The organism is Mesorhizobium sp. (assembly GCF_041661565.1).
Lineage (GTDB): Bacteria > Pseudomonadota > Alphaproteobacteria > Rhizobiales > Rhizobiaceae > Mesorhizobium.
Window position 1 is genome coordinate 1 of sequence record NZ_JBAZUD010000139.1, and the last position, 13,483, is coordinate 13,483.

The following is a 13,483-nucleotide window of genomic DNA, read 5'->3' on the forward strand; positions in this document are numbered from 1 at the left end:
CGCTGTCCTGCAGCGCGTTGTCGTCATCCTCGTCGGGCAGGTCGCCATCCTTTTCGATGCCGTAGTTGACGCCGTCGGTCTCCGTCAGCGAGTCGGGCAGGATTTCGGCGCCCTCGATGGCATCCCAATCCTGCTGCTCGATGACCGGACCGTCGGCCTCGATGCCCTTTTCGATGTCGGTGCGTGGGGTGCCGCGCGGTGCCATGTCTGATCTCCAAATCCTGGGAACGCCGATCCTGAGAAGACCAAGGGCGAAACTCGGGCCAAGGCTGTTTGTTCCGGGAGGCACGTCCGTGACGATAGGCGCTTACGCCTCGGTCCGGTCGTGTAGCGCCCTCGGCACGAAAAGCGAGCCGATGAACCTGTCCAGCGCGCGCAGGCTTGGGGTGCGGCGGGGCGACCGGATCAGGCCCTGCTCGCGCGCGGCCCGCTCAAAGGCAGCCAGCGCGATCGCGGGCCGGCAATCGCCGGTCTCTGCCGCCGCGATCAACCGCTTGGCGCGGAGATAGCTGGCCGCCTGCTTGTTGCACCACCTGCCGTCCAGGGCGTTGCGGGCCTCGGTAATCGTGGTCACCGTCATCGAGCGGGCGTCGATAAAGCGAACGGCCAGCGGTTCAAAGCTGTTCATTTCAGCTGTCCCTACCAGCCCATCCACTCGCGTGTGCGCCAGGCAAGGCCCGCGAAAGGGGCCATCAGCGCGATCACGACGAACATCAGGGTGAAGGGGTGCTTGGTTACGGAGGGGCGGCGCGCCATCGGACATCCTCGCTGACGGTTTTCGGCTAAACGTCATCGTGAACCGATGGTTGCACTCCGGGGGCCCACAATTTGCCGGGGTAGGATTTTATGGCCGCCGTCCGGCCCAGGCAGATATTGGAGGCGCGAAGGTCGCTGGGGATGCGCGCCCCTGCCGTCCGCGCCTTTGGCCTCCTTCAGCCCGGCAAGGTTATCTCACGGCTGAGTTTCACCAGCTCGCCGCGCGTATGGCGGCCGGTTTTTTCGAAGACTTTCAGGAGATGGGTTCGCACCGTGCTTGGCGCCACGCCGAGCTTGTGGGCGATCGTGGCCGTCTTCTCGCCGGCCGCGACCATTTCGAAGACACGCTGTTCCGCCGGCGTCAGCTCGTAGAGGAGGCGCATGGCTTCGGCGGGCATCTCGAGCGGCGTGGCGGGGTCGCCGATGAAGACCGCCGCGACGGCTCGCCGGTCGAGGCCGCCGCGCAGCGTGCGCTTTTCGAGCGGCATCACCTGCACAGCTATCGCCGTGCCGTCGCGCGACTTCGCCGCGATGCCGATGCCGCGCCTGCCGAGCTCCTGCTCGGCGCGCGTCGCCGCCTGCACCGCCGCCTGAAGGCGGTTGGGCACAAGTTCGCGCGGCAAGGTCAGCTTGCCGCGCACCGAGGAGATCGGATCGCCATTGGCCAGCATGGTCCTGGCCGCGGCGTTGGCATGGACGATCGCCATGTCCTGCGCGATCAGCACGACCGCCGAGCGCGTCGCGTCGAGCGCGGCCTCGAACGTGGCGGCGGCCGTTGCCGTGCTGTCGAGCATGCGGCTGATGACCGCCGCCCGCCTTACATGCGGCGCCATCAGGCGCAGGCCGTTCATCTGGGCGTCGGTCAGCGGCGGCGCGGATTCATGCAGGCCAAGTCCCACATTCCCGACCATCGTCCGGTCGCGCGCCAGCATGATGCCGACTTGGTCGACAAGGCCGAGCGGGCGTACCCACTCCTCGTAGAAACGGTTGCCTTCCCAGACATCCGGCCCGGTGATGCGTGACTGGAGGATGGGCTCCTCGAGCGGCATCTCGGCCATGCGGGCCATGCCGCCCCACAGCTCGATGACATCGTCATTATAGGCCTCCATTCCGGCTGCATATTCAGGGGGAATGTTGGTGGAGACCTGCACCATGGCGCTGCCCGTCGGCAGCGAGATCACCGAGATCGCCCCCAGGTGAAAGCCGAAATGGCGCCGCAGGTCGTCAAGCGCCTTCTGCCAAAGGCCAGGTTCTATGACGGCATCGTAGAATGTGCCGATCAAGCCTGCGAGTTCCGCGAATTCATCCGCCAAGGTTAGCTCCCCCGAAAAGCGCCCACTGGCCGAAATACAGCATAGTGCCGATGTCTTGGCTAGTTTGGACAGTGATGTTGTCCGATGGTGTTTGGACCGACGTCGATAAACTGATTCATGCTGGATGTTCTCCACCAGTTGGTGGATGCCGACCTTCAATCTCGACGCTAGCCTTCCGATAGATTGCGAATCTGGCAATTGCGAATTTGGCATTCGATCAGGCGGGGGCGTTTGGGGATGGAAGAACAGCGTGGCGGGGCGCACAGCCCGTTTGCGGTTGGCGGTTCGAAGGGCGGCGTCTTTTCCGGATCCCCGCCGAGGCTGCGAGCCTTGCTCGGCGTTTCATCGCTGGTGCTCGGCATGATGATGTCTTCTGGAAGCTCGGCCCTTGCCGATGACTGCGGCGACGGCGACGGTCTTGACGGCGCCTATGCCTGCGGCGTCGACGCCCTGGCATCGGGCAGCTCTACCAACAGCGCGTTCGGTAATGAGGCACACGCCTTCGACGGCGGCCGCAACACCGCGATCGGCGCTTCAGCCCATGCCTTGAACGGGGCCAACGCCACGGCCTTGGGCGCCGGTGCCGTCGCATTTGGCAACGACACTACCGCAATCGGTCAAGGCGCAGATGCCAGCTTTGCCGGGTCGACCGCCATAGGCAAGGGCGTTGCCACGACGCGGGCAGACCAGGTTGCCATCGGCGGCAGCCAGGCAACCTACACGCTGGCCGGCCTGCCTTCCGCCGCCAGCACGAGCGCCCAGTCCGGCACCACCTACATGGTGACGACCGACAGCGCCGGGAACCTGGCGGCCTCGACCTTCGATTTCGATTCGCTGGCCGATACGGTGGCGCAGAACAGCTCCGACATCAGCGCCCTGCAGGGCACGGTGAGCGGCCACACCACGGAACTTGCCAACCACGAGACGCGCATCACCAACAATGAGAGCGATATCGCGCAGCACACGACCCAGATCGCCTCGCTCGACACGCGGGTGACCACCAACACCGCCGACATCGCCACCAACACCACTGACATCGCAACCAACACTTCCAACATCGCCATCAACACGGCCGACATCGCGACCAACACAGCCAACATCGCCACCAACACCAGCAACATCGCGCTGCTTGATGGCCGCGTCGGCAGCCTGGAAAGCGGCCTGAACTCCGCCAACGGCAGGATCGACAAGGCGTTCGAAGGCACGGCCATGGCGCTGGCGATGGCCGGCAGCGGCCTGCCCGGCGACAAGAATTATGCCGTCTCGCTGAACTGGGGCACGTTCGAGGGCGAGAACGCCTTTGCCGGCAGCGCACAGGCCCGCATCAACGAGAATGTCATCCTCAGCGGCGGCATCGGCGTGGGCGCCAGCAACCACACGGTGGGCGGCCGGGCGGGTCTGACAGTCGCCTGGTAATCGCTGCCGGCCGGGCTCGTCGCGTGACCTCCAAGCGAGCGTCAGCCTCCTTCGGGCGGACAGGGCGAACGGCCGTTGCGCTATTCGTCATCCTGGCGGCTGGCCTCCTGCCACATCCGGCCGTCGCCCAGACCGGCAAGGCCGCCGACAAGGCGCATGCCAAACCCGCCAATCTCGACCGCAACGGCGTGCTGATCCTGACGCGCGGCACGCTGTTGGCGCTCGACCAGGCCAACAAGACCGGCAACTACACCGTGCTTCGCGATCTTGGCTCGCCCAGCTTCCAGAACAAGAGCGCGGCCGACCTCGCCGAGATCTTCGCCGCCCAACGCAGGCAGATGCTCGACTTCAGCGCGGTCGCGGTGCTCGAGCCGCAATTGACGCTGCTGCCCCAGACCGAGCCGAACGGCATGCTGCACATGGCAGGCTTCTTTCCTTCGGCACCGCTGCAGATCAATTTCGAACTGGTGTTCGAGCCGGTCAATCGCCGGTGGAGGGTATTCGGGGTGGCGGTCAACCTGACGCCGGGAGGCCCGCAGGCTCCCGACAAGCCGCCCGCCGAGCCGGCCAAGCCCGTCGATGCCGCGCCGCCCCAACCGCCTTCGATGGCCGTGGGCAAGAAGAAAACCGGGCTCGCCAAACCGTAAGCGTTTCCGAACCGAGTCGGCCCACCAACAATCACAATCCCCGTTAAAATCGAGGCATCCCTGATGGGCTTTTTTACCGCGCGGTCATAGCCAGACCTGCGCCTCGCGGCCGTCACCGCGGCCTTCGCGGCGACGGTCAATGCCGGTTTTCCCGGGAGGGCCACCGCGAAAATCTGGAACCGAGCTTCGGCCCGAGAGTTTTTGGAACCAGGCGGGTTTGTCAATTTACCGCAATGGAGAGTGTCATGAAGCTTTATCTTGGGAGCGCGGCCGCAGCGGCCATCCTGATCGGCGGCATGGGCGCCGCGATGGCCGATGATGTCGTCGTGGTACAGCCCAGCCGGCAGGTAGTGGTCGAACCGCAGCAGGAAACTGTGGTGCGCGAATACATCAAGAAGGAACCGCTGGCCTCGGTGAACCTGCTGGGCGTCGAGCTGAAGCTGGGCTCCTCGGTGCCGGACACCGTGGAACTGCGCGAGGTCCCCAACGTCAAGTATCGCGTCGCGGTCATCAATGACCAGACGGTGCTGGTCGACCCCGACACGCATGAGATCGTCGAGGTCCTGAACTAACGCCTGCCTAGGCTATGAGGACGTTTTTCCCAAGGGAAGCGCGTGAAGCTTTCCCTTGGGAATTGCGTGAGAACAAAGGTCGGCGCGGTACGATGACCGCGCTTATTCGGCTGCCGGCGCCAGCTTGTCCTGCGTCTTCGTCTCGAAGTCGCCGGCGTCGTGGCGCTCATGCAGCTGCATGGCCGGTTCGCCGAAGGCGCGGTTGACCATGCGGCCGCGCTGGACCGCCGGGCGCGCGTCAATCGCCTGGGCCCAACGCTGCACGTGCTTGTAGTCCTGGACGGAGAGGAAGTCGCCCGCGTCATTGTACATGCGGCCCAGCGCCAGTCCGCCATACCAGGGCCACACCGCCATGTCGGCGATGCTGTAGTCGGCGCCGCCGAGATATTCGGTCTCGGCCAGGCGACGGTCCAGCACATCCATCTGGCGCTTCACTTCCATCGAGAAGCGGTCGATGGCGTATTCGAACTTTTCCGGCGCATAGGCGTAGAAATGGCCGAAGCCGCCGCCGAGATAGGGGGCCGAGCCCATCTGCCAGAACAGCCATGACAGGACTTCGGCGCGCGCCGGCTGTTCCCTGGGCAGGAATTCACCGAACTTCTCGGCGAGATAGACCAGGATCGAACCGGATTCGAAGACCCGGACCGGCGTCTCGCCGCTGCGGTCCATCAAGGCCGGGATCTTCGAATTCGGATTGACCGCGACGAAGCCGCTGCCGAACTGGTCGCCATCGTTGATCTTGATCAGCCAGGCGTCATATTCGGCGCCTTTGTGGCCAAGCGCCAGGAGCTCCTCCAGCATCACCGTCACCTTGACGCCGTTCGGCGTCGCCAGCGAATAGAGCTGCAGCGGGTGCTTGCCAACAGGCAAGTCCTTGTCATGCGTCGGCCCGGCGATCGGCCGGTTGATGCTGGCGAAGGCGCCGCCATTGCCTTTGTTCCAGGTCCATACTTTCGGCGGGGTGTAGTCGGTCATGCAAGGCCTCGTTTGACGGGGAAGGATAAGCGCGTGAGACAGCCTTAACCTAAGGCTGCGGGCGAGGAAGTTCAACTTGTGTTGAACTTTGTTCGCGTTGGTGGTGCCGCCACCGCCTTCACCCCTTGCGCCTTTGTCTTCGTGGCATACCTATGGTGGATGTCACCCAGGACCATTCAGGACAAGAGCATGACCATTAATCCCCATCCGCGCTCGGTCGTGGCCGTGCGCGCCACCGTTCCCGACGATGCCTTCACGGCCGGCGCGCTGGGCACGCTCAGGGAGGGCAGCGGCGTCGTCATCCGTGACGACGGGCTGGTGCTGACCATCGGCTATCTCATCACCGAGGCGGAGGAAGTCTGGCTGACCAGCCATGACGGGCGGGTCATTCCGGCTCACGCCCTTGCCTATGACCAGGAATCGGGCTTCGGCCTCGTCCAGGCGCTGGCGCCGCTCGGCCTGCCGGCGGTGGCGCTGGGCGACGCGGGCAAGGCCCGGGTCGGCGATGCCGTGGTGCTGGCCGATGGCATCGGCCGCTCGGTGCAGGCCAAGATCGTCACCAAGCAGGAATTCGCCGGATACTGGGAATACCTTCTCGACGAGGCGATCTTCATCGCGCCTGCGCATCCCTCCTGGGGCGGGGCCGGCCTGTTCGGCGAAGACGGCTCGCTGCTCGGCATCGGCTCGCTGCGCCTGCAGATGAGCCGCAACGGCGAGGTCGCCGACATCAACATGGTGGTCCCGATCGACCTTCTGCCGCCCATTCTCGACGACCTGCTGACGCGCGGCCAGGTGGCCAGGCCGCCACGGCCATGGCTCGGCGCCTTGTCGGCCGAAAGCGACGGCAAGGTGGTGGTGATGAGCGTGACCGAGGGCGGCCCGGCGGCAAAGGCCGGCCTGCGCCAAGGTGACGTCATCTCCGATATCCGCGACGGCGCCGTCGACGGGCTGGCGGATTTCTATCGCAAGCTGTGGGAAAGCGGCTCGGCGGGCGCCGAGATCCCGATGCGTGTCGTGCGCGACGGCCGCGACACCTGGCTGCGCGTCAAGTCGGCCGACCGTGGGAGTTTCCTGAAGAAGCCGCAGCTGCAGTAAGGTCGTCGGCCTACTGGGTGCAGGCGGAGAAGGCGGCGCCGGGGTTCCAGTCGCGGAACGCGACGGTCCGCCCTTCGACGGATATGGCCCTGTGCCTGGTGGTGCCGTCCGGCTGCTTCTTGCTGCTGGTGCCCTTGCCGGTCAGGATGTTGATGTCGCAGGCGCTGGCGACATTGTCCTGCTGGAAATCCTCGGACTCGTAGGCGAAGCCGGCAACGATGAAGTCGCCATCGCGATAGGCGATGATCAGCGTCTGGTTGGTGCGCTCGCTGCCTTGCGGCAGCGCCGGCAGATAAAATTTGATCGAGCCGTTCGGCAGCATGGTCAGCTCGGGCTCGGTGTCCGAATTCTCGTAGCCCGGACGGTCATAGCCGTTCCACTCGGCGTCGATCTGGTCGTGCACGATCTCGACTGATTTGAGATAGTTGTGCTCCTTGTCCCTGAGGAAGAAGTGGATGTCCATCGGGTCCGTCGGCTCCGTCTCGACCACCATGACAAGGTCGGGGGCGCCGTCGCCGTTGAAATCGCCGGTCAGCGCGGTGATGATCTTGCGGGTTTCGATCGGTTCGGCGCGGGCCACATTGGGGAGGGCGATCGCCGGCAGCAGCAGGGCAAGGGCGAGGCGGAGACACTTCATGATCGGCATGCCCTCGGCGGTGACACCCGCCGTGGTAAAGCACGGCGGGAGCGGGCGCCAGCACCGCCCCAGACTTCAAAGCCGCCGGCCGGCTCCCGAGCGCTACCGGGACCCCGCCTCATCCACCTGCGCGCTCGCCAACACCACCAGGTTTCCGTCCGGATCGCGCATGCGCATGATGTGGACATAATCGGCTTGCTCGATCGGCCCCGGCTGAAGCCCCGCGTCCACCAGCCTGCGCCGTTCTGGCGCCAGCGGCAGCACGCCCAGCGTCAGCGTCGAGGTGCCGGCCTTGTCCTTGTCTTCGAACAGCTGCACCTCGGCGCTGTCGGTGAACTGCCATTCGGCAAGACCCGGCATCGGCCGGCGCAGCGGCGGCTTGCCGAACAGCTTCTCGTACCAGGCGACGCTGGTTTCGAGGTCGGAACAGCTGACATGGGCGAAAATGGTCTGGATTGCCATCGGGGACCTCGCGCTGGAATGTCTGATGGCTTAACGCAGCGGCAGACCCCGCGTTGCCTTTTCAGCTGTGGGCAAGCTTGGCTGCTGACGGAACCTGACAGCGCTGCATGCCATTGTGCGGACTGGCCTCGACTGGGCGATGGGTGAGAGCAATGGATTGCTGCGTGAGGATTGACGGGGGGAGCATCGACTGATGGCGCCGGTCAAGGTCGATCCCGACAGGGTGCACGAATTCCCCGACGCCGCCGGTTTCCGTGCCTGGCTAAGCCGGCATCATGCCACGGAAACCGAAGTGTGGATCAAGGTGCACAAGGTGGGGTCGGGGCTGACATCGATCACGCCCAGGGAAGCCATCGATGTCGTGCTGTGCTTCGGCTGGATCGATGCGGTGCGCAAGGGGCTGGACGACAAGAGCTTCCTGCAGCGCTACACGCCGCGCGGCAAGAAGAGCATCTGGAGCCGGATCAACATCGCCAATGTCGCGCGCTTGGTCGCGGAGGGCCGCATGACCGAGCATGGGCTGAGAGAGGTCGAGGCGGCCAAGGCCGACGGGCGCTGGGCGCGCGCCTATGGCAGCGGCAAGGAGATGAAGATCCCCGATGACCTGCAGGCGGCGATCGACGCCGAGCCGGCAGCCAAGGAAATGCTGGGCAAGCTCAGCGCCCAGAACCGCTTCGCGCTTGCCTTCCGCGTCCACAACATGAAGACCGAGGCTGGGCGCAAGAAGAAGATCGAGACCTTCGTCGCGATGCTGAAGCGCGGCGAGACGATCTATCCGCAGGGCAAGAAATAGGGCCTTCAGGCGCCCGAGTGCGGATCAATGCTGTAGGGGTGCACCGGGTAACCGGGACCGATGGCGTCGCGCACGCGGCCGGCCCATGCAACGAATGCCGGATAGTCCGAGAGACGGAAGCCGCAATCCTCGGCGCGATGGCTGTAGGCATAGACGGCGATGTCGGCGATGGTGAAATCGTCGCCTGCCAGATGTGGCGTCCCTGCCAGCGCCCGGTCCAGCGCCGCAAGCGTCCTGGCCCCGGCCTCGCGCTTGGCCGGAACCAGCGCCTGGTTGCGGTCGAGCCGTCCGGTCAAGGTCCAGAAGCGCAGCGAGCCGATGACCGGCTCGACATTGTATTGTTCGAAGAACAGCCACTGCATGACCTTGGCGCGTGTGTAGCGATCCTGCGGCAGGAACGGTGTGGCGTCGGCGAGGTAGGTCAGGATCGCGTTGGATTCGGCAATCGCCCTGCCGTCGTCGAGCTCGAGCACCGGAACCGCGCCGGCCGGGTTGAGCGCGAGGAACCGATCGGTGCGGCTTCCGCCCTCGAAGATGGAGACGAGGCGCGTTTCGCAGGGGATCGCCAGCAGCCCGAGGAGCACGCGGATCTTCCAGGCGTTTTGCGACGGCAGGTAATCGTGGAGCGTGAGCATGGCCGGTCCTCGGTGAGGGAGCGCAACGATCGCACGGCATGGCTTTCGCCGACACCCGATTCCGGCGGAGCGAAGCGCTACAGGCTGCTGCCGGCGAGGATGATGCCGAAGCCGGCGAGGCAGATGGCGCTGGCGCGGCGCAAGGTGCGCCGGCCGCCCAGGCTCGATCCGCTGCGCCGCAGCACCATGCCGACAGCGATCCAGACGGCTCCGGCAAGGGAGACCAGCACGGCGATGATGGCCAGCAGGCCGGCCGTCATGCCTGCGGATTGGACAAGCAGGGCAACGATCATCGCCTTGGGATTGACCAGGGTGGTGACGAACACCTGCCTCACCGTGACCAGCCTGGCCTCGGCGCCGTCGTCGTTGGCGGTCCAGACGGAGAAGGCCAGCCACAGCAGCCACAGCACGGCGCAGGCCCGCAAGACGGCCCGAGCCACGGCTTCGTTGGCGGCCGGGACCAGCGCGGCAGGCCCTGCCACCGCCAGGATCACCACCATATAGGCGATCACGACGGCCGCCAGCATAGGCACGGTGCGCCGTGCCCCGGACGAGACGGTCGAGAAGGCCAGCACGATGTTGGTCGGCCCCGGCGTCAGCAGCAGTCCGGCCAGCGCCAGGAGATCAAGGTCGAGCATGCCGGTTCCCGATGGTGTCGATGGCGCAGAGTTAGACCAGTCCGGCGCCGGGCGAAACCGTCGTCGCTGCAGACCGGCTGGCTTGGCGCAGTCCGTCAGGCGAGTGCCGAGCGGCATGGGTTCATACGCCGATTCGACAAGCCGGCGTAAGTCTCTGCTATTGCTACGATTTCGCGGGCACGCCGGCCAAGTCCGACGGCACGAGCGAAAACGCGGCCCTCGCCGGGGCGAAGCTGCCGATCTCCCGCTCGTGGGCAGGCTATTGCATATGGATTTCCCGAAGGCTTTCACCCTACGAATACCCCCACCCCTAACCCCTCCCCACAAGGGGGAGGGAGACTTGGTCAGCGCTGATTTCGGCAATCTGCCCAGGTTTCCCTACGGATCAGCAGACAGGTAGGGCGCGCGGCAGCGTTCCCTCCCCCTTGTGGGGAGGGTTAGGGTGGGGTCTCTCTTCGAGGGAATCCATATGCGATAGCCCTGCGCTCATGGGGAGATCGAACGTCTGCGGCGCTTGTGCCTCTTCCTTTGCCGTCCTCCTTCGCGTAAGGCGCCGGGCAAATCCTTTCCTCTTAGCCTCTCCCGGAAACCGCATGATCAGACTTGAAAGCATCAGCAAGCAGAACGGCCGCCAGCTGGTCTTCATCGAGGCGTCGGCGTCCCTGCAGAAGGGCGAGAAAATCGGCCTCGTCGGCCCCAACGGCGCCGGCAAGACGACGCTGTTTCGCATGATCACCGGGCAGGAGCAGCCCGACGAGGGCCAGGTGCAGGTCGATCGCGGCGTCACCATCGGCTATTTCAGCCAGGATGTCGGCGACATGGCGGGCCACAGCGCGGTCGCCGAAGTGATGAACGGCGCCGGGCCGGTCAGCGACGTCGCGGCCGAGATGGCGGAACTGGAAGCGGCGATGGCCGATCCGGAGCAAGCCGACCGGATGGACGAGATCATCGAGAAATATGGCGAGGCGCAGCACCGTTTCGAGGAGCTCGACGGCTATGCGCTGGATGGGCGCGCGCGCGAAGTGCTGGATGGCCTCGGCTTCTCCCAGGAGACGATGGACGGCGATGTCGGCAAGCTTTCCGGCGGCTGGAAAATGCGCGTGGCGCTGGCCCGCATCCTGCTGATGCGCCCCGACGTGATGCTGCTCGACGAACCCTCCAACCATCTCGACCTCGAAAGCCTGATCTGGCTGGAGTCCTTCCTCAAGGGCTATGACGGCGCGCTCTTGATGACCTCGCACGACCGCGAGTTCATGAACCGCATAGTCAACAAGATCGTCGAGATCGATGCCGGTTCGCTAACCGCCTATTCCGGCAATTACGAGTTCTACCAGCAGCAGCGGGCGATCGCCGACAAGCAGCAGCAGGCGCAGTTCGAACGCCAGCAGGCGATGCTGGCCAAGGAGATCGCCTTCATCGAGCGCTTCAAGGCGCGCGCCTCGCATGCCGCGCAGGTGCAGAGCCGGGTGAAGAAGCTCGACAAGATCGACCGCGTCGAGCCGCCCAAGCGCCGCCAGACGGTAAGCTTCGACTTCCAGCCGGCGCCGCGCTGCGGCGAGGATGTCGTGACGCTGAAGAATGTCCACAAGGGCTATGGCAGCCGCACCATCTATGAGGGGCTGGATTTCCAGGTCCGCCGCCGCGAGCGCTGGTGCATCATGGGCGTCAACGGCGCCGGCAAGTCGACGCTGCTGAGACTGGTGGCGGGGGCTTCCGAACCCGACACCGGCACGGTGGCGCGGGGCCCAAGCGTCAAGATGGGCTATTTCGCCCAGCACGCCATGGAGCTGCTGGAAGGCGAGCGCACCGTATTCCAGACGCTGGAGGACGCGTTCCCGCAGGCCGGCCAGGCGCCGCTCAGGGCGCTTGCCGGCTGCTTCGGCTTTTCCGGCGACGAGATCGAGAAGCGCTGCCGCGTCCTGTCGGGCGGCGAAAAGGCGCGGCTGGTGATGGCGCTGATGCTGTTCGATCCGCCCAATCTGCTGGTGCTGGACGAGCCGACCAACCACCTCGACATCGCCACCAAGGAGATGCTGATCACGGCGCTCTCGCAGTATGAAGGCACCATGCTGTTCGTCTCGCACGACCGGCATTTTTTGGCAGCGCTCTCCAACCGCGTGCTGGAACTGACGCCCGAGGGCATCCACACCTATGGTGGCGGCTATACGGAATATGTCGAGCGGACCGGCCAGGAAGCGCCGGGACTGCGGAGCTGAACGAGAAGGGGCGGTGCCGGCTCGAAGCCGGCACCGCCCCTTGACTGTCGTCCGTGCGGACGGACGGCCTTACTCGAACGAGATCGCCATGCCGCTGAGGTCGGCGTTGACCTGCAGGCCGACCTGCCTGCCTGTCAGTTCGAGCTGGGCGCCTTTGTCGTTCCTCATGATGATGACCTGGGCTCCCTTGCCGATCGTGCCGCCGCCGCCGGCCGCTCCGTAGACCCCGGTCACGTCGCGGGCGCGCCTGATATGGCGCACGGTGCCGCGGAAATATGTCTTGGACACGCCGAAAGCCAGGCCGCCGGAGACCGCGCCGATAGAGATCGGGTAGCTCTTGCCATGGAAGGTGAAAGTGCCCTTGCCGCCGGAGCCGCCGACGAAGAAGGCCGCCTTGTAGACGGCGAAGCGGATCGTGCCGCTGTCAGCATGCGCGGCGCTGGCAAAGCCGATGCCGGCGGTGGCGATGGCGGCAACCGCGATCTTACGAAATCCGGACGAAATGTTCATGATGGTAGCTCCTGCAATCGCCTCTTACCCGGCCGGGCTCGTCAGCGTCGTGTCAAAGTCAACCGCAACAGTCTCGACCGTCAATTGGTTCCCGGCATACGCGGTCAATCCGGCGTGATTGCCGCGTCTTGCCGGGATCCGGCATTCGCAGACTTATCCCATGCAATGGACAACGGTTTCGCGGTGCGGCCGGCTGCCGTGGCGATCGATCGCCGGTCGTCGAAGCGCTTTGCTTGTGGGAAGAGGAGTTCCGTATACTGTCGCATCGAGCGGGGGGAAGGCCTCGGGATGAGAATCGCACTATCCGTCGCATTTGCGGCGACACTGGCCGGATGCGCGACCTCGCCGGTCGATTATGGGACGTCGCTTTCGCCGCAAGACCCGAAATATGCATCGCCCGAATGCCAGCAGGCGCGGACCGCCGCTGCCGACTATTCCGCCCGCGAGAAGACGCATCCCGGCTGGGCCTTCGTTGCGCTCGGCCCGTATGGCATGGGCATCCTGGCGGCCACCAAGGAGGCCGAACAGAAGCAGCGGAGATTGTTCGCCCGCGACGTGCATCTGCAATGTTCGAGCCTGCCGCTGCCGAAGCAATTGCAGGGCGACCTGAACCCGGCGGGAGCGGCGACGAAATACCCGTAGCCGGCGGTGCCCTTCGAGCCGAGGCTTGGAAAGCGCGTTAGCGGCTGGCCGTAGGTTTAGCGCAGCAATCCATCCGCCTCGAAAATGTCCCACCCCTCCAGCTTTGGCGGTGGGCTGTCGTCCTTTCCCGATTTGCGGGCAGGGCCGGCCTTGCGCTCGCGCTTGCCGGCGCGCGT

16 protein-coding genes are annotated in these 13,483 nt (G+C 65.3%); 7 read left to right on the plus strand and 9 right to left on the minus strand.

Annotation, left to right across the window (positions count from 1 at the left end; genetic code table 11):
• The 3 genes from WC739_RS20545 to WC739_RS20555 all read right to left on the minus strand — a co-directional run.
• On the minus strand, nt 1–205 hold a 205-nt coding region (locus WC739_RS20545), incomplete at its 3' end, for a hypothetical protein (RefSeq protein ID WP_372954856.1).
• Between the two features lie 102 nt (nt 206–307).
• Entirely contained in the window at nt 308–628 is a 321-nt protein-coding gene (locus WC739_RS20550; RefSeq protein ID WP_372954857.1) for a DUF982 domain-containing protein, read from the minus strand.
• 304 nt (nt 629–932) lie between these two features.
• A complete protein-coding gene (locus WC739_RS20555; RefSeq protein ID WP_372954858.1) occupies nt 933–2,069 on the minus strand; it encodes a helix-turn-helix transcriptional regulator in 1,137 nt (378 codons plus the stop codon).
• Between the two features lie 237 nt (nt 2,070–2,306).
• On the opposite strand from WC739_RS20555, the gene WC739_RS20560 reads away from it, so the two are divergent.
• The 3 genes from WC739_RS20560 (at nt 2,307) to WC739_RS20570 (ending at nt 4,704) form a co-directional block, all read left to right on the plus strand.
• A complete protein-coding gene (locus WC739_RS20560; protein ID WP_372954859.1) occupies nt 2,307–3,485 on the plus strand; it encodes a YadA-like family protein in 1,179 nt (392 codons plus the stop codon).
• Between the two features lie 23 nt (nt 3,486–3,508).
• Nucleotides 3,509–4,132 carry a hypothetical protein gene (locus tag WC739_RS20565; protein WP_372954860.1) on the plus strand — a complete coding sequence of 208 codons (624 nt, stop codon included), beginning with the start codon at nt 3,509–3,511 and terminating at the stop codon, nt 4,130–4,132.
• A gap of 245 nt (nt 4,133–4,377) precedes the next feature.
• Nucleotides 4,378–4,704 (plus strand): DUF1236 domain-containing protein, encoded by a 327-nt coding sequence (locus WC739_RS20570; protein WP_372954861.1) that lies wholly within the window; start codon nt 4,378–4,380, stop codon nt 4,702–4,704.
• A 102-nt stretch (nt 4,705–4,806) separates the two neighbouring features.
• On the opposite strand, the gene yghU is transcribed toward WC739_RS20570, so the two are convergent.
• Nucleotides 4,807–5,679 (minus strand): glutathione-dependent disulfide-bond oxidoreductase, encoded by an 873-nt coding sequence (yghU, locus tag WC739_RS20575; protein WP_372954862.1) that lies wholly within the window; start codon nt 5,677–5,679, stop codon nt 4,807–4,809.
• A 189-nt stretch (nt 5,680–5,868) separates the two neighbouring features.
• Here yghU and WC739_RS20580 point away from each other — a divergent pair, with 189 nt between their 5' ends.
• Nucleotides 5,869–6,774, plus strand: coding sequence for a S1C family serine protease (locus tag WC739_RS20580; RefSeq protein WP_372954863.1), 906 nt, complete (start codon nt 5,869–5,871; stop codon nt 6,772–6,774).
• Between the two features lie 10 nt (nt 6,775–6,784).
• Here the strand turns inward: WC739_RS20580 and WC739_RS20585 are convergent, their stop codons facing one another.
• On the minus strand, nt 6,785–7,411 hold the full coding sequence (locus WC739_RS20585; RefSeq protein WP_372954864.1) for a hypothetical protein: 627 nt from the start codon (nt 7,409–7,411) through the stop codon (nt 6,785–6,787).
• 102 nt (nt 7,412–7,513) lie between these two features.
• Nucleotides 7,514–7,873, minus strand: a complete 360-nt coding sequence (locus WC739_RS20590; RefSeq protein WP_372954865.1) for a VOC family protein — start codon at nt 7,871–7,873, stop codon at nt 7,514–7,516.
• A 193-nt stretch (nt 7,874–8,066) separates the two neighbouring features.
• Here WC739_RS20590 and WC739_RS20595 point away from each other — a divergent pair, with 193 nt between their 5' ends.
• Nucleotides 8,067–8,666 carry a YdeI family protein gene (locus tag WC739_RS20595; RefSeq protein WP_372954866.1) on the plus strand — a complete coding sequence of 200 codons (600 nt, stop codon included), beginning with the start codon at nt 8,067–8,069 and terminating at the stop codon, nt 8,664–8,666.
• A gap of 5 nt (nt 8,667–8,671) precedes the next feature.
• Here WC739_RS20595 and WC739_RS20600 read toward each other — a convergent pair whose 3' ends face one another.
• Both WC739_RS20600 and WC739_RS20605 read right to left on the minus strand, forming a co-directional pair.
• Nucleotides 8,672–9,301 carry a glutathione S-transferase family protein gene (locus tag WC739_RS20600; protein ID WP_372954867.1) on the minus strand — a complete coding sequence of 210 codons (630 nt, stop codon included), beginning with the start codon at nt 9,299–9,301 and terminating at the stop codon, nt 8,672–8,674.
• A 77-nt stretch (nt 9,302–9,378) separates the two neighbouring features.
• Nucleotides 9,379–9,939 (minus strand): LysE family translocator, encoded by a 561-nt coding sequence (locus WC739_RS20605; RefSeq protein WP_372954868.1) that lies wholly within the window; start codon nt 9,937–9,939, stop codon nt 9,379–9,381.
• 593 nt (nt 9,940–10,532) lie between these two features.
• On the opposite strand from WC739_RS20605, the gene WC739_RS20610 reads away from it, so the two are divergent.
• Complete coding sequence (locus tag WC739_RS20610) at nt 10,533–12,155, plus strand: ABC-F family ATP-binding cassette domain-containing protein (RefSeq protein ID WP_372954869.1); 1,623 nt, start codon at nt 10,533–10,535, stop codon at nt 12,153–12,155.
• Between the two features lie 69 nt (nt 12,156–12,224).
• Here the strand turns inward: WC739_RS20610 and WC739_RS20615 are convergent, their stop codons facing one another.
• Nucleotides 12,225–12,665 (minus strand): hypothetical protein, encoded by a 441-nt coding sequence (locus WC739_RS20615; protein WP_372954870.1) that lies wholly within the window; start codon nt 12,663–12,665, stop codon nt 12,225–12,227.
• 288 nt (nt 12,666–12,953) lie between these two features.
• Here WC739_RS20615 and WC739_RS20620 point away from each other — a divergent pair, with 288 nt between their 5' ends.
• Nucleotides 12,954–13,307 (plus strand): hypothetical protein, encoded by a 354-nt coding sequence (locus WC739_RS20620; protein WP_372954871.1) that lies wholly within the window; start codon nt 12,954–12,956, stop codon nt 13,305–13,307.
• Nucleotides 13,308–13,483: the final 176 nt, after the last annotated feature.